The sequence below is a fragment of the Chitinophaga sp. 22620 genome, from assembly GCF_052044405.1.
GTDB lineage: Bacteria > Bacteroidota > Bacteroidia > Chitinophagales > Chitinophagaceae > Chitinophaga.
On record NZ_JBQEMV010000001.1, the window covers coordinates 298028 to 320227 of the forward strand.

A 22200-nucleotide genomic window follows, 5' to 3' on the forward strand; every position below is an offset into this window, starting at 1 on the left:
ATTTATAATTGATCTTTTAACTCTGTCAGGAATTGCCTCACCTTTTGCAGGCTTTTGATCATCTCGAAGTTCCGGGAAGCGGAGCGTTTGTCTTCGCGCAGCTTCTGTTTCGCTCCTTCGATGGTGTACTTGCGCTCGCGCAGCAGGTGGTAGATGAGCTTCAGGTTATGGATGTCCTCCTGCCTGAAAAGCCTGTCGCCTTTCCGGTTCTTTTTGGGTTGAAGAATATCGAATTCATTTTCCCAGTAACGGATCAGGGAGGTGTTTACGCGGAACATGCCGGCTACTTCGCTGATGGAATAGTACTGCTTGTCTAACGTAAGCTTTTCCAGCTCCTGGATCACATGCGGGTCGCCAGCCAGTTCCTTCAGACTTTTGCGGCCCCGTTTTTTGCCTTTCGGCGGAGCGCCATCTACGGGAGCTTCTGCACCATTTGCCTCCACTTCGCCGTTCTCCGCGGTCTGCGGGCGGGCGGGCGTTTTGACGGGTGCGGGCTTTTGCGGCTCGGCGGCTCCGAATAAGTCCAGTTGCTGCATCATAACCGAAATGAATTGTATGGATAAAAAGAATACAGATACAATATTACGGAATCCCTTTTATGCACAACCCGCCTTTTCTTCCAATAATCATTCCATTAATCGAAAGACTGGTTGCCGGAACGGGCAATTTTCAGCATACGGTCAAATTGCTCGGGGGTGAGATCGTTATAGAAGAAGTACACGGGATCTACTTTGGTGCCATTTTTCATGACCTCGTAATGGCAGTGCGGGCCGGTGGATTTACCGGTGCTGCCTACCCAGCCCAGCACGTCGCCGCGCTTCACCTGCTGGCCGCGCTTCACTTTGATGCGCACCATGTGCCCGTACAGGGATTTATAGCCGTAACCATGGTTCACCACCACGTGGTTGCCGTAGCCCACGTCGCTGAGGGAAGCCTCTTCGATGGCCCCATCGCCCGTGGCGTAAATGGGCGTGCCCGAAGGCGCCGTGAAATCCAGGCCGCTGTGGAACTTCATGGTTTTGTAAATAGGATCGATGCGGTACCCGTAGCCGGAAGCGATACGGTCCAGGTCCTTATTGGCCACCGGCTGTATAGCCGGGATGGAGGCCAGCATTTTTTGTTTATTCTTGATAAGATCTTCGATCTGTATATATGATTTTTCCTGTGCTTTCACGCGGCTGTGCAGCTCGGCGAGCATATTGGCGGAAGCGGCAATGATCTCGGAGTTGGCTTTGGAGGCCAGCTGCGTGTTCTCTTCTTCCTTGGGTTTGCCCGCCCTCACGCTGTCCGGAATGGGCGCGGCTTCAAAAATAACACGGTAGATCTCGTTGTCGCGGTGCTGCAGCTCATCCAGCGAAGTTTTCATTTCCGCCATGCGGCCCTTCAGCGCGTCGTATTCTTCCTTCATGCTCTCAATATCCTGGCGCAGGAATTTTTCTTTGGGCGATTCCAGGAAACGGTAGGCGACGGACAGGAACAGGATGCCGGTTACAATGGCGGCGGACAGGAAACCGAGGATACGGAGGATCTTTACCCGTACGGAGACTACGAGCTTTTCGTATTTAAGCGTTTGTGTATTATAAAAATATTTGACCTTCTTCATGAACCTTGAGGGTTGATATGGTGCGCGCACGATTCAACGCGCTGCCCGGATTTTTAGTATCAGTGCATTCCCCGGTTTTTTCACAGGAAAACGGCGGTTATGCCTTGTTTTTATTTATTTCGATATTTTTGCACCGCATTCAACCTACGCTTAAAAAATTGTACGGTTAAACCGGGGTCCGCAAACCTAATGGAATTAGGTTAAAACGTCAACCTTTTGAATCTCAATTTCTCGGCGAGCCACTTTGCGATAAACACAAATTAAAGGGAAATTTGGGATGGATGCAATTATAAAGTTAAAATTAGATATTAATACACAGTAATATTTTATGACCGCAGCCGAGATCAGACAACAATTCCTCGATTTTTTCGCTTCAAAAGGCCACCAGATAGTGCCCAGCGCGCCCATCGTGGTGAAAAACGACCCTACCCTGCTGTTCACCAACGCAGGGATGAACCAGTTCAAAGACCTTTTCCTCGGCAATAAACCCGCGCCTTACAAAAGGGCGGCAGACACCCAGAAATGCCTGCGGGTAAGCGGTAAGCACAACGACCTGGAAGAGGTGGGCATCGATACCTATCACCACACCATGTTCGAAATGCTGGGCAACTGGAGCTTCGGCGATTATTTCAAGAAAGAAGCCATCCAGTGGAGCTGGGAACTGCTCACCGAAGTGTATAAACTACCGAAAGACCGTTTATACGTGACGGTGTTCGAAGGGGACGCCAGGGAGAACCTGCCGGCGGACACGGAAGCCATGGCCGCCTGGAAGGAATATATTGCGGAAGAACGCATCCTGATGGGCAACAAAAAGGATAACTTCTGGGAAATGGGCGATACCGGCCCCTGCGGCCCCTGTACCGAAATTCATGTGGACTGCCGTTCGGATGAAGAAAGGGCCAGTGTTCCCGGTAAAGACCTCGTGAACAACGACCATCCCCAGGTGATCGAGATATGGAACAACGTATTCATGCAGTTCAACCGCCTGAAAGATGGCAGCCTGGAACCGCTCCCCGCCAAACATGTGGACACCGGGATGGGCTTTGAGCGCCTCGTGCGCGTGCTTCAGGGCAAACAAAGCAACTACGATACAGACGTGTTCATGCCCCTCATTCACGCCACAGAGAAACTCTGCGGCAAACAATACGGGCAAACCGAAAAGACAGATATCGCCTTCCGCGTGATCGCGGACCACATCCGCGCCATCTGCTTCACGATCGCGGACGGGCAGCTGCCATCCAACAACGGGGCGGGTTACGTGATCCGCCGCATCCTGCGCCGCGCCGTGCGGTATTATTTCTCTTTCCTGGACGTGAAAAAGCCCCTGCTGCATGAGCTGGTACCCGTGCTGGGCGCACAGTTCAGCAAAGTGTTCCCCGAGCTGGAGCAGCAGGCCGATTTTGTGAAGAAAGTAGTGTTTGAAGAAGAGGCCGGCTTCCTCCGCACGCTGGACAGCGGGCTCAGCCGCCTGGACGTGATCACTGCCGGCGGAAAATCCAAAACCATCGAAGGCCCCGTTGCCTTTGAATTATACGATACATTCGGCTTCCCGCTGGACCTTACCATGCTGATCGCTTCCGAAAAAGGCTTTAAGGTGGACGAAGAAGGCTTCACCGCCGAAATGAAAAAGCAGAAAGACCGCTCCCGCGCAGCCACAGAGCTGGATATGGGCGACTGGACCCTTTTGCAGGATCAGCCTTCCGGCACCTTCATCGGCTACAACCAATTGAACGCGGAAGCCAAAGTGCTCAAATACCGCAAGATCAAAGCAAAAGGAAAAGAACAATACCAGCTGGTGCTGGACCAGACGCCCTTTTACGCCGAAAGCGGCGGCCAGGTAGGCGATACCGGCCTGCTGCGTTTCAACGGCGAAGCCATTGCCGTAACCGATACCAAAAAAGAAAACGACCTGATCGTTCATTTTGTGGACAGCCTGCCTGCTAAGATCGAAGGCACGGTACTGGCCGAAGTGGACGCTTCAAAACGGCGCGACACCGCCCGCCACCACTCCGCCACGCACCTGCTGCATGCAGCATTGCGCCAGGTACTGGGCACGCACGTAGCGCAGAAAGGCTCCCTCGTAAATGCGGACTACCTCCGTTTCGACTTCAGTCACTTTTCCAAAGTTACCGACGAAGAGCTGGCGCAGATCGAAACCATCGTAAATGAAAAGATCCGGGAAAACATTCCCGTGGTGATAAAGGAACTGCCCCGCGAAGAGGCGCTGAAACTGGGCGCTATGGCCCTTTTTGGCGAGAAGTACGGGGAAACCGTGCGGGTGGTGACCATCGATCCGGCTTATTCCATTGAGCTCTGCGGCGGCACGCATGTGGGCTATACCGGCGAACTGGGGCTGTTCAAATTCATCGCGGAAAGCGCGGTGGCAGCGGGCGTACGCAGGGTGGAAGCCGTAACCGGCGTCAAAGCTGAAACCTATGTGAACGAGCAGCTGGCGCAGCTGAAGGAGATCAAAGCGCTGATAAAAAATCCGAAGGAGCCCGCAAAGGCCCTGGAGACCATCATCAACGACAAATCCGCACTCGAAAAACAACTGGCTGCGCTGGAGCAGAAACAGGCCGCCCAACTCGCCGCTACGCTGCCACAGCAGGCCATAACGGTAAATGGGGTGCAGTTCCTCGGCGCAACGGTGGAAGCTGCCAGTGCGGATATGCTCCGCCAGGTGGCCGGGTCTGTGAAAGATCATTTAACAGCGCCATTCCTGGCAGTGCTCGTATCCAACATCGGCGGCAAGGCCCAGGTTTCCGTCGTACTGTCTGAAGATCTCGTGAAATCCAAAGGACTGAACGCGCAGAAAATTATCAAGGAGCAGGTAGCCGGCCTCATTAAAGGCGGCGGCGGCGGCCAGCCTACCCAGGCCAACGCCGGCGGCCAGGATGTAAGCCAGCTGCAGCAAGTGATCGATAATGTGAAGGGGATTTTGTAGTACGATTACAATTTTTAGCATAAACGGGCTTCCGGTCGGGAGCCCTTTTTTCTTTAATGATTATCCGCTTGTTCGTACGGGAAAGCCCCGTCATTGCGGAAGACTTGTGCAGGCAGGACGAACAAAGCCGTCATTGCGGGAAGCAGCAGCGCTAAAGCGGGCGGGGCGAAGCAATCTCTGCATTGGATTAGGAGATTGTTTCGTCGCGCTCCTGCACAAATCCCCCGCTGCTTCCCGCAATGACAGGCTTTCCTGATTAACGGGTAATCATTTTTATGGTTAACCCGGTAAATTCCCAACCGGCTTTTTAACAATCCCTTAAACCGCTATACCCGTTTTTAACATTTTTTTACCCTTCTATCCCATTAAATTTGCCCCAAAACCTTTAAAGCTATGCGCAAACTGTTGTACACTTTCAGCTTTGGCCTCCTGGCCATGGCAACACTGGTTCTCCCGGCAGCAGCCCAGGAAAAACGTTCCGGTAAACTGGGAGAGTATGATGAGATCGTGATCAAACGCAAAGGCGCCGCCAAAGACGCCAAAGTGACCGTCGAGATCAAAGACGGCGAGGTATTGATCGACGGGAAAAAGATCGACGAATACAAAGACGGCAACATTACCGTGCAACGCCGCGTGATCACGCCCCGCAACGGTAATATGAACAACGGCGGCATCCAGTTCTTCGACGATGAGGACAGCGATCTCCGTATCACTCCCGGCGCCGCGGTGCTGGGCGTTATCACGGAAAAGAAATCGCCCGAAGGCGCCACCGTTTCTTCCGTAGCGGAAGGCAGCGCGGCAGAGAAAGCCGGCCTGAAAGAAGGCGATGTGATCACCCGCGTGAATGACAAAAAAATAGCGGAACCGCAGGACCTCTTTGAGATCATCGGCACATTGAAGCCGGGAGACAAAGTGACTGTTACCTACCTCCGCGATAAAAAAGAACAGAAAACAGACGCCACGCTGGGCAAACGGGCTTCCATTTCCCCGCGCAGCTTCGGCCTCGATCCGGACGGCGATGAAGTGAATCCCTTCCGTTTCAGGATGCCGCAGTCGCCCGGCGGCCGCCCCTTCGGCGAGTTTTTTGGCGACCGGGCGCCTTCGCTGGGCCTCACTGTTCAGGATACTGAAGACGGCAAAGGCGCAAAAGTGACTGGCGTGAAAGAAGGCTCCGCTGCTGAGAAAGCCGGTTTCAAAACGGATGACCTGATCACGGAAATTGCGGGCGAAGCTGTAAAGAACGCGCGCGATGTAGCCGAGGCTTACCGAGGTCATAAAGACGAAGCCACCATTACCGCCAAAGGCACGCGCAACGGTTCAGCGCAAACCTACACCATCAAGGTGCCGAAGAACCTGCGCACGGAAAATTTGTAAAAAGTAAGGCAGATTATAGTTTAGTGTAAGCAAAGAGAAGCGGTCCGGTTTATCCGGGCCGTTTTTGGTTTTACTCACTGCGGCTTTATCGCAGCCGTTCGTTTTATCTTGTTTCTACCATGCAATCCCCTTTATTCATCTAAAAAAACGAACTATGAGAAACCAAATCGCAGCGTCCATCGCTGTAGTAATCCTGTTGCTCGCTACCGCCTGCAGTAAACCAGACAAGATATCCGAACTAAGCGGACCACCTGCTGAAAAATGCAACTCCTGCGGAGAGCTCTCAGGGCTCCAGCCTGGCGAAAAGCTCATTACTTTTGAGCGCAACGGCAGAAAAGTAACGCTAATCCAGAGCGGCAACAAATACAAGCTGGATCCCGATGTTTACCTGAGCGACCGGCAGATGGCCATCCTGAAAGGAGAATACAAAGGCGGTGAGGATAGCCGTACCGCAGGGCCTCCTACTTTCATACAACTCTGGCCCTCCAGAACTGTTTACTATACCCTTCACTGGAATCTTGCCAATCCGCAGGTCGTGGCCGATGCTATCGCTCACTGGCAGGCAAATACAAACCTGCAATTCGTTCTGCGGACCAACCAGCCGAACTTCATCGAATTTAAAACGGATGAAAACGCCTGCTGGTCGGAAAGCCTTGGCATGAAAGGCGGGTTGCAGATAGTAAACCTTGGATCATCCTGCACTGTCAGCAATGCAATTCACGAAATAGGCCATGCCATCGGGTTTTACCATGAATTAACAAGGAGAGATCGCGACTACTATGTTAACATGAACTGGGCTAACATCCATCCGGACTGGGTTTCCCAATACCAGACGTATTGGGAACGTGGTATTCCCGGCTTCGAAATCGGCACGATGGATTTCAATTCCATCATGATGTATGCTTCTTTCAACAGCAGCGCCCTGGATACAAACATACCGGTATGGACGGATAAGAACGGAAACACTCATTCACGTAGCACTACCTTGTCCGACGGCGATATCCAATTATACAACCTGCTCTACAACCCGCCAAGCATAGACATCGTTCGACTGAACCAGGTACGTGTTACGACCCCGGAAGGACGGGGATACGAATGGGAGGATGAGCTCAGGGTAACTACTTCGTTCAGTTGGCCCTGGCCGCTGGAGATCGCCATCTGGGTGCATGAAAGTGCCTACGGCGGCGGTTATAGCACGCACTACGAACATGTTACCCTCGACCCGGGGCAAACTACCCAGGCACTGGGTTCCGGATGGCAAATTAATGGCATAACTGGCGAATATTCCTATAAACGCACGGCCGCCACGGTTTACCAATAAAAAGTAAGCCAGGCGGACTTTCGCAAACAGGGCCGGCCAAAAGGTTGGCCCTGTTCGCATTCCTACTTCTGCACCATCTTCAGCATTTTCAGCTTGTTCTTAAACGGCGGGTATTTCACCGGAACATCCAGCCAGGTGGCGGTTTTCATCACGCTCTTTTCGTGTGTGAATTCGGAAAAGCTGTTGCGGCCGTGGTAGCGGCCCATGCCGCTGTAGCCGATGCCGCCGAAAGGCAGCTCTGAATTGGCGAAATGCACCAGCGTATTGTTGATGCAGCCGCCGCCGAATGCTACTTTTTCAATGAAGGCCTGCTCCGTTCTCCGGCTGCTGGAAAACACGTAAAGCGCCAGCGGGTATGGGTTGCGCGCGATCATGGCAATCGCGTCGTCTGTATCTTTGTAAGGAATAACAGGCAGCACGGGGCCGAAAATCTCTTCTTTCATCACGGGGGAATCAAAAGACACGTCTGTGAGTATAGTGGGGGCGATGAATTTATCCGCGCGGTTGGTTTGCCCGCCGGTATAAACGTTTCCCTGTGAGAGGTAAGCCTCTACCTGGCTGAACCGCTTGTCGTTGATGAGCCGCGGGAGATCAGGGCTTTCAGCGGGGTTTTCGCCGAAGAACTGGTGAATGGCCGCTTTCATGCGCTCCAGCAGCGGGTTCATCACCTTCTGGTGCACCAGCACATAATCCGGCGAAATGCAGGTCTGCCCCGCATTCCAGCACTTGCCCCAGATAATGCGCCGGGCGGCTACTTTCAGGTTCGCCTTTTCGTCCACGATACATGGGCTTTTACCGCCCAGCTCCAGCGTTACCGGGCTGAGGTGCGGCGCGGCCATTTCCAGTATCTTTTTTCCTACGGGAATGCTGCCGGTGAAAAAAATATGGTCAAAACGGTGCTGCATCAGCTCGGGGATCACCACATGCCCTTCCCCGGTCACCACCGCCACAAATTCAGGTTTAAACGCGTCCGCGATCACTTGCTGAATAACGGCTTCCGTGGCCGGGGCCATTTCGGAAGGTTTCAGGATGGCGCAGTTGCCCGCCGCTATGGCGCCGATCAGCGGGTTGATGAGCAGCTGGAAAGGGTAATTCCAGGGGCCGATCAGCAGGGTAAGCCCTTTCGGTTCGCGGTAGATCATGCTGCCGGAGGGATAATGCAGCAGCGGGGAACTTACCGGCTGGGGGCGCATCCACTGGCGAAGATTGGTGAGGGCGTGGTCTATTTCCTCGTACAGCAGTCCTATTTCACTGCCGTAAGCCTCCACGGGAGCCTTGCGCATATCCGCATACAAAGCCGCCAGGATAGCGTCCTCATGCCGTTTTATAGCCATCCTGAGTAGTTTGAGCTGCGTTTTCCTGAAAGCGGGCGGGCGGGTGGCGCCCGAGGCGAAGTAGCTGCGCTGGGCCTGGTAAATGTCGTGGATTGCCGTCATAGGGTATTGCTTGCCTGTACAATTTCGTGAAAATTCCCTGCTTTTTTGCAGTTTGAATATCTTTGTGCGAATCAGCAGGAAGAAAATCAATATGAGCGCGAGCATCGATTATAACAAGTATGAAGCGGTAATTGGCCTGGAAGTACACGCCCAGCTGCAAACGGAAAGCAAGCTGTTCAGCAGCGACAGCGCGGCTTTCGGCGGTTTGCCCAACACCCATATCAGCCCCGTTACCCTGGGCCACCCCGGTACCCTGCCCTTCCTGAACGGGAAAGCGGTGGAACTGGCCATCAGGCTGGGCTTTGCCTGCCATTGCGAGATCGAGAAAGAGAACTTTTTTGCCCGTAAGAACTACTTCTATCCGGACCTTCCCAAAGGTTACCAGATCAGCCAGCATACAGCACCTATCTGCATCGGCGGGTATGTCCCTATTTTTATTGACGGTAAAGGCCGCAACGTGCAGCTCAACCGCATCCACCTGGAAGAAGACGCAGGCAAAAGCATGCACGACCAGGACCCGGATAATACCATGGTGGACTACAACCGCGCCGGCGTGCCGCTGGTGGAGATCGTGACCGAGCCCGATATCCAAAATGCGGACGAAGCGTACGCCTACCTCACCGAGCTGCGCCGCCTCGTGCGCTGGCTGGAAGTGTGCGACGGCAACATGGAGGAAGGTTCCATGCGCTGCGACGCCAATGTTTCCATCCGCCTCAAAGGCGAAACCCGCCTCGGCACCAAGGTGGAAGTGAAGAACATGAACTCCATCCGCAACGTGAAGCGCGCCATCGAGAACGAGATCAAACGGCAGATAGAGCTGACGGAACAGGGCGGGCAGATCGTGCAGGAAACCCGCAGCTTCGACGCATCCAACGGCAGCTCCTTCCCGCTCCGCTCCAAGGAAGAAGCCAACGACTACCGTTATTTCCCCGAGCCGGACCTGGCGCCCTTCCGCCTTACCACTGAATACCTGGACAGCATCAAGGCTTCGCTGCCCGAGCTTCCGGAAGAAAAAGTGATCCGCTACACCAGCCAGCTGGGCCTTCGCGAGTACGACGCCCGCGTAATTGCCGACGATAAACCAACCGCCGATTATTTTGAAGCCCTCGCCGCCGCCACACCGCATTTACAGGCGGCAGCCAACTGGATGCTCGGCCCACTGAAATCATGGCTCAACGAGAACAATGCGGAGATCGGCAGCTTCCCCGTAAAACCCGCTGCCCTGGCGGAACTGATCGGTATTATTGCAGACGGGAAAGTGAACTTTTCCATCGCTTCCAGCCGCATACTGCCCGCCATGATTGCCGAACCGGGCAAAGGCGCCCTGGCCATCGCGAACGCGCTGAACCTGATACAGGACACAGACGCCGGCAGCATTATGCCGGTGATAGACGAAGTGCTGGCCAAATATCCCGCGAAAGTAGCCGAGTTCAGGTCCGGCAAAAAAGGGCTGATAGGATTGTTCGTAGGGGAAGTAATGAAGCTCAGCGGCGGAAAAGCAGACCCGAAGCTCACTAACGAATTATTAATGAAGCGTTTAAACGGTTGATAAGCCGCTCATCCCAAATAACGTGAATAAGGTGAATAAGCCCATATCACTGCCGGCTGGCTGCTGTGGCTTGTTATATGTTACATGCCGTTTTGACCGCGAAATGCATTAACATGCGCTCACCGGCTACATAATTTAACAAAACCAGGATAAGCTTCCCGGTAATTAACCCTATTTTTGAAATGAATATCAGATTTAAAGAAAAGCCCATGAAAAAATTAGCCATTTGGTTGTCTGCAACAGCCTTGCTGGCGGCGTGTAACAATCACCCGGAGAAAGGAGGATTCAAGATCGACCTGCAACTTGCCAACGCACCGCTCGAAAAAGTGTATCTCGAAGAAATTGTAGGACAATCTACCAAGATAGTGGATACCACTGCTGTGAAAGACGCATCCGGGAAACTGGAGCTGGACGGTATGGTGAGCGAACAGGGGTTGTACCGCATCCGTTTTGAGAACGGTAAATACATCCTGCTGGCCCTCGATGCCGGCGACATGAGTATCAAAGGCGATTACAACGAACTAGAAAAGATCCAGGTAAAAGGCTCCGAAGCCACCGAAGAAATACAGCAGCTCCTGAAATACTACAGCGACAAATCGCAGGTGCTCAGCAAGGAAATGCAGGCGATGGACAGCCTTCACCTCGCTAAAACGCCAGACAGCCTGCTGGCCGCACGCAGGGAGAGCTTCGAAAAAGAAGCCAATAATTTCAAACAACATTTCCTGGAAGCATCCAGGCAAAGCAAAAACCCCGTTCCCGCAGTATTTGCATTGCAGCTCGTAGGTTTCGAAGATGCGGAAGACCTGCTTTCACATAAAAAGGATTTTGAAGCGCTCGCCAAAAAATTCCCGGAGAACGCGATGGTGAAAGACCTGCTTTCCAATATCGCCGGCGTGGAGAAAGACTCCAAAACTGAAGCCAGCGGCGGCCCTTCGGCTATGATTGGCCAGCAGGCGCCGGACTTTACCCTGCCTGACCCGACCGGCAAACAGATCAGCCTCAGCTCTTTCAAAGGAAAATATGTGCTGGTGGATTTCTGGGCCAGCTGGTGCGGCCCCTGCCGCCAGGAAAACCCGAACGTGGTGCAGGCTTATCTCAAATACAAAAACAAGAACTTTACCATCCTCGGCGTATCGCTGGACAAAACGAAAGACGCATGGATGAAAGCCATTGCAGACGACGGCCTTGCATGGTCTCACGTTAGCGACCTCAAATTCTGGGAGTCTTCCGTAGTGCCCCTGTACGGCATTTCAGGCATTCCAACGAACATCCTCGTGGACCCTCAGGGTAAGATCGTAGCTGCGAACCTCCGCGGCAGCGGGCTGGAGCAAAAGCTCGGCGAACTATTGCAATAACATATTCCTCATAAAATAAAAAGGCGCCCCGCTTGGGACGCCTTTTTATTTTGCTGCAAACCCTGTCAGAATGCATATTTCGGATGCTGTGTCATATTCTGGTTCGCCTGTATTTCCTTCAGTGGAATGGGGAGATAATATGTCTTGTCGTTTGGCGTGAGCGTAGTGGGCTGGCCGGGAACCTGTATAACGTCTGCGGGTAAACGAACAATATTTTGTTTCCTGCGGCGCAGATCGTAATAACGGTGGCCCTCAAAAGCGAGTTCCCTGAAACGTTCCTGCTGCACCGCATCATTCAGCACATCCGCGTTCGCAAAGGTTTGGACAGTGTAGTTGCCGATACGTACAGCGCGCAGGTCGTTCAGATCGTCCGCCCCCCTGTTCAGCAGGCCTTTTTCGGCACAGGCCTCCGCACGGATCAGGTACATTTCCGAAACGCGGAACAGCTTGATATCTGCAAGGTTCGCCAGGGTGGGCTGCCCGCCCGCGTATTTCACCACGGTCCACCTGCGCGCGGCGCCGCCCGGGGAAAGGTCGCGGACGTATGCGTTGAACCGCACATCGCTGGCGGCATCCATTGCGGCCAGCAGCTTAAAGGAAGGCGCAAAGGCTACACGGCCAACACCGTCCCGGTAGAAGTCGCCGAACTTTGCATCCTGCGGTTCGCGTTTGAGTTTCCAGATCACGTCCGCCGTGCTTTTATCCGTCCAGATATCGGGGAACTGTGCGGCAGTGGCCAGCGGCACGGTGGTGATCACCTCGGTTGCGGCAGCAATGGCTGCATCCCAGTTCTGCTGGTAGAGCGCCGCGCGGGCCTGCATGGCGCTTATGCTTATGCGGGTAACACGGTCCAGGTCGTTGAAGGAAGCGGGAATATGTTGTTTTGCCAGCGCCAGGTCTTCATCGATCTGTTCGAAAACCTTGCGCACTTTGTCCCTGGCGGGCTTCCCGATATAAGAAGTGGTCATCACGGGGATGCCAAGAGAATCCGGGTGATAGTCCACGGCATAATGGCGCAGCAGCTCGAAGTGGCAGAAAGCGCGCAGGGCCAGCAGTTCGCCTTTCAGCTGGCGCAGCCAGGTTTCTTCCTGCGGGGAATAAGGCACATCGTCTATCACGTCAAGAATGCGGTTCGCCCTGTCCAGCACCTGGTAAAAGCTTTGCCAGGCAACGATCACATCGGGGTTCACGGGATCCTGCTTCCAGCTGAAAGCCTGTATGCCCCTGCCGCCGGTGTTTTCAACAGGCAGCATATTCTCATCCGCCAGCAGCGAGCTGATGCTGATGCTGGAAGTGCCCAGTCCCGCGTAAACACCCAGCACGCCGGTGTTTACATCGCTTACCGTTTCAAAGGCCACCGTCTGGTCCTTAATATCCGTAGGCTTGATGTCCAGCTCGCCCAGGCAGGACGTTGCAGCCATCCAGCAGCTTAATAAACCAAGTATGATAAAGTTCTTCATGTGCTAAAATTGTATGCTTACGCCCGCGGTAATGGTGCGTGGCGAAGGGTATTCAAAAAAAGCGTTGCCATTATTGTCTTCCGGGTCCAACCCGTCCCATTTCGTGAAGGTCAGCAGGTTCTGGCCTTGCAGGTAAACCGTTGCCTGGCGCAGGAACTGCGTAGGCTTTAATATTTGCGCCGGGATGTTGTAAGACAGTCTCGCGTTGCGCAGGCGAACATAGGACGCATCCTGCAGATCGCGGGACGTGAAGTTGCGCGTGTCCGAGAAGCTGGGAATGTCCGTTACGTCTCCCGGTTTGCGCCACCTGTCCAGCCACCTGCGGCTCTGGTTGCTGGCTGCGAAGGAATTGGTGTTCAGCGTATATACTTCAATAGAGTTGTAACGTAAAAAGTCCTGCGCGTAGGTGAAGAACACGTCCGCGGTAAATCCTTTCCAGTTCAGGCGGGTATAAAAACCGCCGTTGTAACGTGGTTCGGCGGAGCCGAAGTCTGCCACGCTCTGCGTGGCTACGTTGTAGTTGGAAGTGGGTTTACCTTCCCTGTCGTAATAAAATGCTTTCCCCGTCTGCGGGTCCACACCACCCCATTTTACGACATAATGCGAATTAACGGGTAAGCCTACACGGAGAATGTAGGTCCCTGCCGTGAACTCGTTCGTGCCGCCCAGGTCCATCACGCGGTTTTTATTGTATGCGATGTTGAAACCCGCCGTCCAGGTGAGGTCTTTGTTCCTGATGATGTCTCCGCTGATATCGGCTTCCACGCCGCGGTTACGGACGGTTCCGGCATTGATGGGGCGGGAAGAAAAGCCGCTCGTTTGTGAAAGCTGTTCTTCGAGGAAGAGCCCTTTCGTGCTGCGGTTATACCAGTCTGCGACCAGCCTGATGCGGCGGTTGAGCAGTTCTATATCGAGGCCGGTGTTGAATGTGTTGGTGTATTCCCAGTTGAATTCAGCATTGCCCGTTGAAGTGGGAACGATGGCGGGAGAGCCGTCGTAACGGCTGGCGCTGTAGCCTGCCGCATATGCGAAGTTCTGGGCAGACGGAGCGGCGGAAGAACCGTAGCTGGAACGCACCCGCAGCGTATTGATCCAGCTGAGCCCCTCCATGAAAGATTCCTTCCCGACATCATACCCCGCACCCACGGAATAGAAGCCATGCCAGCGGTTCTTTTCGGGCAGGGAAGAAGAGCCGTCTCTCCGGTAGCTAACGTTCAAGGAATATTTATCGTCATAGAGATAACGCGCCAGCCCCACCAGCGATATCAGTGCAGAACCCGTTTTGCGGCCTCCCACCTGCGGGATGAAGCTGTTGAGCGCAGAGCCCGGTGTTACGCCGGATAATGTGCCGTCCAGGCCGGGCGTAATGCCATAGCCCGTCACGGACATATTGGAATATTTGATGCGGTTGAATTCATAAAAAGCGCCCACGGTAAGGCGGTGCTTTTCCTGCAAGGTTCTGTCGAAAGTAAGGCCGGTAGTGGCGGTAAACTGGTAATAGCGGATCATTTCCTCGCGGTGCATACCCTGTTTGCCGGGCACGAAATCCTGGCTGCCGCTGTAGGAACCGGGCCTGATGGTGCGCGTCTCCACGTTCTCCCGGTAATCGAAACCCAGGTTGGATGAGGCGTACAGCCAGTCTGTAAAATAATATTTCAGGTCGGTATTGATCAGGCCTTTCAGCTGGTTCACTCTGTAGGTGCTGTTCTCCATCCTTTCAAGGGCATTGGATCCCTCTCTTGTGTCAAACGCTCCGCCGAGCTGGTTCTTGTTGCCGTTGTGCATCAGCACGCCGTTCACATAAGGAGCTTCATACGGCAGGGCGTAATACAGCGCCGCAATCGGATTGGGACCGGACGAGGTGTTCTCGCTTTCTATCAGGTCGTTATTCGTATAGCCGACAGCGGTATTAATGGCGGCGGAAAATCGTTTGGCGCGAACGTCCAGGTTGGTGCGGAAGGAATATCTTTCCAGCCCGGAGCGTTTTACGATGCCTTCCTGCTTCAGGTAACTGGCGGAAGAATAGAACCGGATGCTTTCGCTGCCGCCGGAAGCGCTGAGCTCGTATTCATGATAAGGCGCCGCCCTGCGCAGGAACTGGTCCTGCCAGTCTGTATTGATCCTGCGCATGCTGTCTAGAATGGCAGCATAGCGGGTTTGGGTGGCTGCGGGCAGCGCCGCGTTGGCGGGGTTGAGGGGGGAGAATATCCAGCCTGCTCCTAATGTGCGGCCTGTTTCCTGCCCTACTTCTTCTTCGAACCGGAGGCGCTCCTCGCTGTTCATCATGTCAAAATGCCTGCGCGCAACCTGCGAAAAGCCGTGCTGGGTGTTGAACCGCAGCGATATGTCCCCTGCCTTCCCTCTTTTGGTGTTGATCACAATTACCCCGTTGGCCCCGCGTGAGCCGTAGAGCGCAGTGGCGTTGGCATCTTTCAGTACGGTCACCGATTCAAAATCGGCAGGGTTCATTGACATAAACACACCGCTTTCCACCGCAATGCCATCCACTACATATAGCGGGGACACGGAGCCTCCGTAGGTAGCCTGGCCGCGGATAAGCACCCTCGCAGCCGCGCCGGGCTGGCCGCTGCCGGAAGCGACGTACAACCCGGCGGCACGTCCCTGCAACAGCTGGTCGAACGATGCCATGGGAATATTATTGATAGCGTTTCCGGGAATCGTGGAAACGGCGCCGGTGTATTGCCGGCGGGTGGCGGGAGAGTAGCCGGTGATCGCCACTTCATCCAGCATCCGGGGAACGTCCGTGGTGTCTGCCTTCCCGGATGGAACCTGTGCAACGCCGGGAATGCTTATGGCTGCCAGTAGCCATAAGTACAGCGTTTTTTTTCTCATGTTTTTCATTTGGGCCTCGTGAACAGATAGTTAATCAGGTAACAGAGGCCACAAAATACTGGTTTTCAGGGGCAAAAGCTACAACACAAACATGTGATAGAATATTATATAAAAGTTATCCTGACAGGTGGGACAAAAAAAGGGCCGGCATAATGCCGGCCCTTCTATCTGTAGAAGATAAATCTTTATTTTTTAGCCCACCAAACGGGTACGTCTATGGCTTGCAGGCCAGGGAAGTTGCCATTCCTGGTCAGCTCGGCCTGGGGATAAATAAAGCGCTGGGGGCGGTTGTTGTTACCGAGAACGGATGCCTGAGAACGTATCAGGAAGGTCGGGTAACCGGTACGGCGCCATTCGCTCCATGCTTCGAAGCCCTGCACGCCCACCATTGCAAAGTATTTCTGCGTGATGATGCGTTTGTGAAGGGTGTCTCTAACGGTAGGCGTCCATTTCACATCGGGCGCACCGCTGGCGATATAAGTATTTGCTTCGGTAGCGGAGCGGCCACCCCATGCAAAGCTCGCACGGATACCTGCCTCATACAGCGCCCTGGCATCGCCGGGAGCCCAGCCTTTCAGTACTGCTTCAGCTTGCAGGAAATAGCTTTCTGCTGCGCTGATCAGGATACCGGGAGTAGTGGTGCTTAACACACGTGCGCTCGGGTTAGACATGGGCGTGGTGCTGGGCACGTTATCAAATCCACCCTGGGGGATGGAACGGTACTGACCGGTAGAAAGGTTAAAGTAGCTGGCGATACGTGGATCGCTGTTCAGCTGCAACCGGCTGATGATGGTGCTGGAAGCTCCCTGGTTGCGGATCTGCAGCGCAGTGATCTCCGCAGCGATCGGGTATTGGTTACCGCCGGTAGTGGTGTAGTTCAGCTGCCAGTTGTTGGTGAGGAAAGCCGCGCCTGAAGCATATAACGCAGCGATACCTGCCTTAGCTTTCGTAGAATCCTCCGTGTTGGAAAGACGGAGATATGCACGAAGCTTCAGCGTATTGGCAAATGCAACCCATTCAGCGATAGGATCTGCTGCAGTTTCAGTGAACAGATCTTCAGAGCCAGGCTGATAGGCGTTATCAGGATCGATCATATTGGTCCCTTTGGTGATCCATGCAAAAATGCTGTCGTACACTCTACGCTGGGTATCATACTTGGGGCTGCGGTTGCCGGCTCCCATCAGTGCCTCGGTCATCGGCACATCACCGAAACCGTCTGTCAGCAATTGGTAAGCATATGCGCGCAGGATGTAGGCACGGGCAGACCACTGGTTAAATTTCGGCAGACGCTCGAGTACAACCAGGGAATCTATGTCAGACAGTGCGTTTGCATACAGGATAGCCCAGGCGCGGTCGAAGTCGCTGGGGCCGGAAGAGTACGCGTCAATGCTGCGGAACTGGCTGGCATTGGGTTTTTGCGTCCAGTACTGGCTCCAGAAGTTACCATATGTCTGGTATTGATAAGCGGTTACATGCGCAACAGACGCCTCGATAGAAGGCAGTATCTGATCCGGATTGGCTTTTGTGCTGGAGTTAGGGTTCACGTTGATGTCCAGGAAGTCTTTACAACCCGGCAGCGCGATCACCGCTAATGCTAAAGCCGCTATGATGGATTTTGTTTTTGTTATTTTCATGATCTTTCTCGTTTTCAGCTAAAGGTTAAAAACTCACTTTCAGGTTCACACCGAAGTTGCGGAGAGAAGGTTGTGCCGTAAAGTCAAAACCTTGCTCATTGCCTGCACCACCGGAGTTAACTTCCGGATCAGCAAACATGTTCTCTTTGGGTGTGGAGATCCAGAGGTTGTTGCCAAACAGGCCGAAAGAAGCATCGCCGAACGGAGTTCTGTTCAGCAAGGTCTTAGGCAGCCTGTAGGAAAGGCTTACTTCCCTCAGCTTGATATAGGAACCGTCGATGATGTGGGCTGCATCCGGTACGATCTGCTGGTTAGTCCAGAAGTCCATCCATTGCGTTTCCACAGCAGTGTTGGGAATGTACTTGCCAGGATTTGCCCTGTCCCTTACTACAGTGTTGGGAACTACATAGGGCTGACGGTCGTTTACAACCGTTCTCGGCGTAGTACCTACGAAGGTCATGATATCGCTGGTTCTTGAATAGAAATAACCGCCTTGTTTGGTATCGAACAATACGCTCAGGCTGATACCTTTGTAGCTGAGGTTGGTACCCCAGGAAGCCATCCACTTGGGATTGTAGGAACCGAAGTAACGCGCGTCGGGGGTCAGCTCGGGCAGACCGCTTTCGTCGTTGATCACCATTCTTCCCTGGTCGTCGCGGAGATAGTCGCGTGCGTAGAAGGTACCGTAAGGACGGCCAACTGCGGCAACGATGCTCATACCGGAGATACCGCCTACCACTACCTGGTCTACACCGGGCAGCAAGGATACAACGGTGTTATCGTTCTTGGTGTAAGTACCGAACAATTCCCAGGTAAAGCCTGTGGAGGTTCTGATCGGTGTAACACGCAGGCCGAGTTCCACGCCTTTATTTTCCACAACACCTGTGTTCATGATCTCGCTGGCGAAACCGGTGGAGGGAGCGATGGGCGCAGCCAGGATCTGGTCTTTAGACTTGTTCTGGTAATAAGAGAAGTCTACAGACAGCCTGTTGTCCCACATGTTCAGCTCTGTACCTATTTCAAACGCGTTGGTCCTTTCAGGCTTCAGGTTCGGGTTGCCGATGATGTTGCTCATGGTCAGGCCGGGAGTGCCGTTAAAAGGAAACAGCGTATTGGCGAAACCGCCCAGGATCTGGGTTCTTACATAATAGTTCAGCAGCTGGTACGGGTCGGCGTCGTTACCTACGGAAGCGTAGCTCGCGCGGATCTTACCATAGCTGAGGAACTCGCCTATTTTGCTATCCTTCAGCAGCTCGGTGAATACGAACGCACCGTTTACGCTGGGATAGAAGAAGGACCTGTTGGCGGAAGGCAGGGTGGAAGACCAGTCGTTACGTGCGGTTGCACCCAGGAACAACATGTTCTTGTAAGCCAGGTTCAGTTCACCATAGAGGCCTACCAGGCGGCGCTGACTGTAGAAGTTCTCCGCTACGGGAGCGCCATTACTGTTATCCAGGTTATACCATCCGGGGATCACCAGACCATCGGAGTTCGTCTCTGCATCCAGTGTGGTGAAAGTACGCTGGCGGATGTTGTTACCCACCATGAGCGTAGCATTGAAGTCTTTGCTGAAGTCATGTCTTGCGGTAACCATCAGGTCATGAACGATATCGCTCAGGTTGATCTTCGTTTCTTCGTAAGCGCCGGGCAGGTTCTTTTCCGACCAGTCACCGTCAACAGGCAGCAAGTCTGCTTTAGCCTGTTTGATGCGGCGGCGGTCAGAGTAAACGTCTGCACCCAGCCTTTCGGTGAAGGTCAGCCAGCTGAGCGGCTTATAGGTAACGGTAAAGTTACCGGTAACGCGGTCTACGTCGTTGAGGTTCTTGAATTCCCTCAGTACCCAGTAAGGCTGGTTGGTGTAAGCGCCGTAGTAACCGTATTGGGGGTTACCGTCAGCATCCTGCAGCACGTCGCCGTAGCTGTAATAAGGGTTCTTCAGGTCGCCCATATCCTGTAAAGGAATGTCACGGGGAGTTTGCAGCACGTTGTCATACACAGAGCCATCGCCTTGGCCGCCCTGGATCATGTTGCTGTTGATCTTGGTGTAGTTTACGCCGATGGAAGTGCTGAATTTGTTGCTCAGTTCGGTGCTGCCGTTGAAACGTACGCCATACTTGTTGTATTTGTCGTAGTTGCCGGGCATTACACCGTCGGAGTTCAGCGAGTTCAGAGACAGGTAGTAGGTGGATTTTTCGTTACCGCCGGAGAGCGATACGTTGTTGTTCCAGGCTTTACCCATCTCGAAGAATTTCTTCACGTTATCCGGCTGTGCAGACCAGGGTTTGGAGAGACGTTGGCCGTTGATCTCCTGGCCCCATTCTTTCTGGGTACCGTCGAATTTCGCACCCCAGCTGAAGTTTTCCAGCAGGTCGGGCTCGAAGTGGAAGCCCTGGCCGAATTCGTTCTGGAAAGTAGGCAGCTTCAGGATGTTGGACAGCGTCAAGGCAGAGGTGTAAGTGATCTCCTGCTTGCTGTTGCCGCCCTTCTTCCCTGATTTGGTGGTGATGATCAATGCGCCGTTGGATGCGCGTGAACCATACAAAGCCGCGGCGGCAGGACCTTTCAGGATAGAGATATTCTCGATATCGTCCGGGTTGATGTCGTTACCACGGTTACCGAAGTCGATAGCGGAACGGCTGTCGCCGCCGCCGATAATGCTTTCGTTGTCGATGGGAACACCATCTACAACAAGCAGTGCCTGGTTGTTGCCGGCAATAGAAGAACCGCCGCGGAGTACGATACGGGAAGAAGAACCGGGTGCGGAAGCTGTACCGGTGATGTTCACACCTGCCACTTTACCGGTAAGGGCGTTCAGCGGGCTAACGCTCTGGCCCCTGGTGATCTCTTCAGCTTTTACTGTGGGAGCTGCATAACCCAGGGAACGTTTGTCGCGGCGGATAGCCTGCGCGGTAACCACGGTTTCGGTGAGGTTTGTAACATCGGCGCTGAGCACAATATTCACAGTTTCACCAGAGATCCTGGCTTCCTGGTCGCGCATACCGATGAATCTGATCACCAGCGTAGTCGCGCCATCAGGTACATTGAGGGTGTAATCACCCGTGGAGTTGGTAACTGTACCAACATTTGTTCCTTTTGCTAAAACGGTGGCCCCAATAATCGGGGTGCCGTCGTCTGCGGCAGTAACCTTTCCTTTAATGGTTCGGCTCTGCGCTAATACCTGTCCTGAGAGGCATACCAGGAGCAGGAAAAGCACGGTTAGACCTTTCCTCATAAGCATAATTTAGTTGTTTAACGAAATTTTAACAGACAAATATAAATTACTTAACGGTTTTTTAACGCAATTGGATTGTAATTTTTTTGGAGGCGACATAGATTTTTTTTTAAGTAATGAGTAATACTGGATAAGTTTGACACTATAGAGAATGCCTGCTTTCCGCCGCCACCGGGGGTTTGGGTGGGGTATAAAAAAGAAAAGCAGGCGACAAGATTATCACCCGCTTATCATCAACCAAAATCTAAATCGAGATCTTTAATGATGTCGTATGCACAGACCCTGGGTCGGCGCACAATGTCTTTATTGGTTGAAATGCTTGCTAGTAAAGGATTTGAACTGTTACTGCATGTCTTGCTAATGGTTTGATCGGATATAGAACTATAATCCCATATCAAACAGTTTGATAATGTCTTTTTCATAAGCGACAGATTCTGGTGCTGTAAACATACCAAGCTCTCAGCGATTTCCAATCTGCCGCTTACCCGGGAAATACCCGGTCAGGATAAGTTCAGTGGAAACGTTTTTAAGAGGTTGAGCAATACAGCATATAACTCTTCATGGCGGTAATTGTACCTGAACTCGCATTCTTTCAGGTGCAGGTAGGCCGTGTTCCGGTTGAGCCCTTTGAATTTGGCCAGGCGGTGCTTGGTGAGGCCCCAGAAGCCGTCCACATCGTCCAGCCCGGATTTGGCCGCATCCACCTCGTGGTGGTGGTTGCCCAAATGGTATAAACGGTATTGTCCAAGGTCTACCACACCGTTAAAACGGCGGATACGCTCGGCGCTCCCCACCGTTTCCAGCACGGAACGGCCGCGGGCGATAGCCTGGATCATGGACCTGCTCACATCGGGAAGTATCTCCGTGAACACCTTGTTGTCCTGCTTGTAAATACCGAAAATTACCGGCTTGATGATGCGGTCTACGTCTGTTTTCACAGCTACAGCCGTATCATGGCCCTGGTGGAGGGAATTGGCCCTGTGCGCCCAGGAGGCGGCACTGGTGGCAGTTTCAGGTTGCAGCGACTCGCAATATTTCACGATCTGCAACCTTATTTTTTTCAGGTAACTGTTGATGGTTACCCTGCTGACGCCGCTGATATTCGCTATCTGCGTGGCCGTCAGGTCTTCGGAGAATAACTTAAGTATCTCCTTAAATTTGCGCTCGGACAAATGAGCGCCCTTCAGGAACTTATTTTTCATGGACTAAGAGGTTAGAAATGGCAGTCTAAACCTCATACTTTTTCCCCGCTATATATAATGCTTTATTATAAGCGGCGATTTGTGTGTGATGAGCGCACCCTACTAGATTATTTTATGAAGTGGGCAAAAAAAATCCGTGGCATTGAGCCACGGACTATAGTTTGACAGGAATCACATGCAGAATAATTATCATGTCCCTGTTATGTTAATTTGTTTAAACGGCAGTAATCAATGATA

At 53.2% G+C, this 22200-nt stretch carries 13 protein-coding genes; 5 read left to right on the top strand and 8 right to left on the bottom strand.

Features of this window, described 5'->3' with window-relative positions:
• Positions 1-2 precede the first annotated feature (2 nt).
• Positions 3-539: a MerR family transcriptional regulator gene (locus tag ACTJIK_RS01290; RefSeq protein WP_440644446.1), complete on the bottom strand. Its 537-nt coding sequence runs from the start codon at positions 537-539 to the stop codon at positions 3-5.
• Between the two features lie 95 nt (positions 540-634).
• Positions 635-1603, bottom strand: a complete 969-nt coding sequence (locus ACTJIK_RS01295; RefSeq protein WP_440644447.1) for a M23 family metallopeptidase — start codon at positions 1601-1603, stop codon at positions 635-637.
• Positions 1604-1931: 328 nt separating this feature from the next.
• Here ACTJIK_RS01295 and alaS point away from each other — a divergent pair, with 328 nt between their 5' ends.
• The 3 genes from alaS (at position 1932) to ACTJIK_RS01310 (ending at position 7242) form a co-directional block, all read left to right on the top strand.
• A complete protein-coding gene (gene alaS / locus ACTJIK_RS01300; RefSeq protein WP_440644448.1) occupies positions 1932-4547 on the top strand; it encodes an alanine--tRNA ligase in 2616 nt (871 codons plus the stop codon).
• Between the two features lie 393 nt (positions 4548-4940).
• Entirely contained in the window at positions 4941-5921 is a 981-nt protein-coding gene (locus ACTJIK_RS01305; RefSeq protein ID WP_440644449.1) for a PDZ domain-containing protein, read from the top strand.
• 154 nt (positions 5922-6075) lie between these two features.
• Positions 6076-7242, top strand: coding sequence for a M12 family metallopeptidase (locus ACTJIK_RS01310; RefSeq protein WP_440644450.1), 1167 nt, complete (start codon positions 6076-6078; stop codon positions 7240-7242).
• 62 nt (positions 7243-7304) lie between these two features.
• Here ACTJIK_RS01310 and ACTJIK_RS01315 read toward each other — a convergent pair whose 3' ends face one another.
• A complete protein-coding gene (locus ACTJIK_RS01315; protein WP_440644451.1) occupies positions 7305-8678 on the bottom strand; it encodes an aldehyde dehydrogenase in 1374 nt (457 codons plus the stop codon).
• Between the two features lie 91 nt (positions 8679-8769).
• On the opposite strand from ACTJIK_RS01315, the gene gatB reads away from it, so the two are divergent.
• Together gatB and ACTJIK_RS01325 are read left to right on the top strand one after the other, a co-directional pair.
• Positions 8770-10227, top strand: coding sequence for an Asp-tRNA(Asn)/Glu-tRNA(Gln) amidotransferase subunit GatB (gene gatB / locus ACTJIK_RS01320; RefSeq protein WP_440644452.1), 1458 nt, complete (start codon positions 8770-8772; stop codon positions 10225-10227).
• Between the two features lie 209 nt (positions 10228-10436).
• The gene (locus ACTJIK_RS01325; protein WP_440644453.1) at positions 10437-11582 is read left to right on the top strand and encodes a redoxin domain-containing protein; all 1146 of its coding nucleotides are present in this window, start codon (positions 10437-10439) and stop codon (positions 11580-11582) included.
• A gap of 65 nt (positions 11583-11647) precedes the next feature.
• Here the strand turns inward: ACTJIK_RS01325 and ACTJIK_RS01330 are convergent, their stop codons facing one another.
• The 5 genes from ACTJIK_RS01330 to ACTJIK_RS01350 form a co-directional block, all read right to left on the bottom strand.
• The gene (locus ACTJIK_RS01330) at positions 11648-13042 is read right to left on the bottom strand and encodes a RagB/SusD family nutrient uptake outer membrane protein (protein ID WP_440644454.1); all 1395 of its coding nucleotides are present in this window, start codon (positions 13040-13042) and stop codon (positions 11648-11650) included.
• Positions 13043-13045: 3 nt separating this feature from the next.
• A complete protein-coding gene (locus ACTJIK_RS01335; protein ID WP_440644455.1) occupies positions 13046-15895 on the bottom strand; it encodes a SusC/RagA family TonB-linked outer membrane protein in 2850 nt (949 codons plus the stop codon).
• Between the two features lie 185 nt (positions 15896-16080).
• Positions 16081-17529, bottom strand: a complete 1449-nt coding sequence (locus tag ACTJIK_RS01340; protein WP_440644456.1) for a SusD/RagB family nutrient-binding outer membrane lipoprotein — start codon at positions 17527-17529, stop codon at positions 16081-16083.
• A 25-nt stretch (positions 17530-17554) separates the two neighbouring features.
• A complete protein-coding gene (locus tag ACTJIK_RS01345; protein WP_440644457.1) occupies positions 17555-20761 on the bottom strand; it encodes a SusC/RagA family TonB-linked outer membrane protein in 3207 nt (1068 codons plus the stop codon).
• 500 nt (positions 20762-21261) lie between these two features.
• Positions 21262-21963: an IS1595 family transposase gene (locus ACTJIK_RS01350; protein WP_440644458.1), complete on the bottom strand. Its 702-nt coding sequence runs from the start codon at positions 21961-21963 to the stop codon at positions 21262-21264.
• Positions 21964-22200: the final 237 nt, after the last annotated feature.

What these genes read in the sequence shown, in the direction of transcription:
- ACTJIK_RS01290 (WP_440644446.1), bottom strand. Translation starts at nt 539, where the DNA reads ATGATGCAGCAACTGGACTTATTCGGAGCCGCCGAGCCGCAAAAGCCC.
- ACTJIK_RS01295 (WP_440644447.1), bottom strand. Translation starts at nt 1,603, where the DNA reads ATGAAGAAGGTCAAATATTTTTATAATACACAAACGCTTAAATACGAA.
- alaS (WP_440644448.1), top strand. Translation starts at nt 1,932, where the DNA reads ATGACCGCAGCCGAGATCAGACAACAATTCCTCGATTTTTTCGCTTCA.
- ACTJIK_RS01305 (WP_440644449.1), top strand. Translation starts at nt 4,941, where the DNA reads ATGCGCAAACTGTTGTACACTTTCAGCTTTGGCCTCCTGGCCATGGCA.
- ACTJIK_RS01310 (WP_440644450.1), top strand. Translation starts at nt 6,076, where the DNA reads ATGAGAAACCAAATCGCAGCGTCCATCGCTGTAGTAATCCTGTTGCTC.
- ACTJIK_RS01315 (WP_440644451.1), bottom strand. Translation starts at nt 8,678, where the DNA reads ATGACGGCAATCCACGACATTTACCAGGCCCAGCGCAGCTACTTCGCC.
- gatB (WP_440644452.1), top strand. Translation starts at nt 8,770, where the DNA reads ATGAGCGCGAGCATCGATTATAACAAGTATGAAGCGGTAATTGGCCTG.
- ACTJIK_RS01325 (WP_440644453.1), top strand. Translation starts at nt 10,437, where the DNA reads ATGAAAAAATTAGCCATTTGGTTGTCTGCAACAGCCTTGCTGGCGGCG.
- ACTJIK_RS01330 (WP_440644454.1), bottom strand. Translation starts at nt 13,042, where the DNA reads ATGAAGAACTTTATCATACTTGGTTTATTAAGCTGCTGGATGGCTGCA.
- ACTJIK_RS01335 (WP_440644455.1), bottom strand. Translation starts at nt 15,895, where the DNA reads ATGAGAAAAAAAACGCTGTACTTATGGCTACTGGCAGCCATAAGCATT.
- ACTJIK_RS01340 (WP_440644456.1), bottom strand. Translation starts at nt 17,529, where the DNA reads ATGAAAATAACAAAAACAAAATCCATCATAGCGGCTTTAGCATTAGCG.
- ACTJIK_RS01345 (WP_440644457.1), bottom strand. Translation starts at nt 20,761, where the DNA reads ATGAGGAAAGGTCTAACCGTGCTTTTCCTGCTCCTGGTATGCCTCTCA.
- ACTJIK_RS01350 (WP_440644458.1), bottom strand. Translation starts at nt 21,963, where the DNA reads ATGAAAAATAAGTTCCTGAAGGGCGCTCATTTGTCCGAGCGCAAATTT.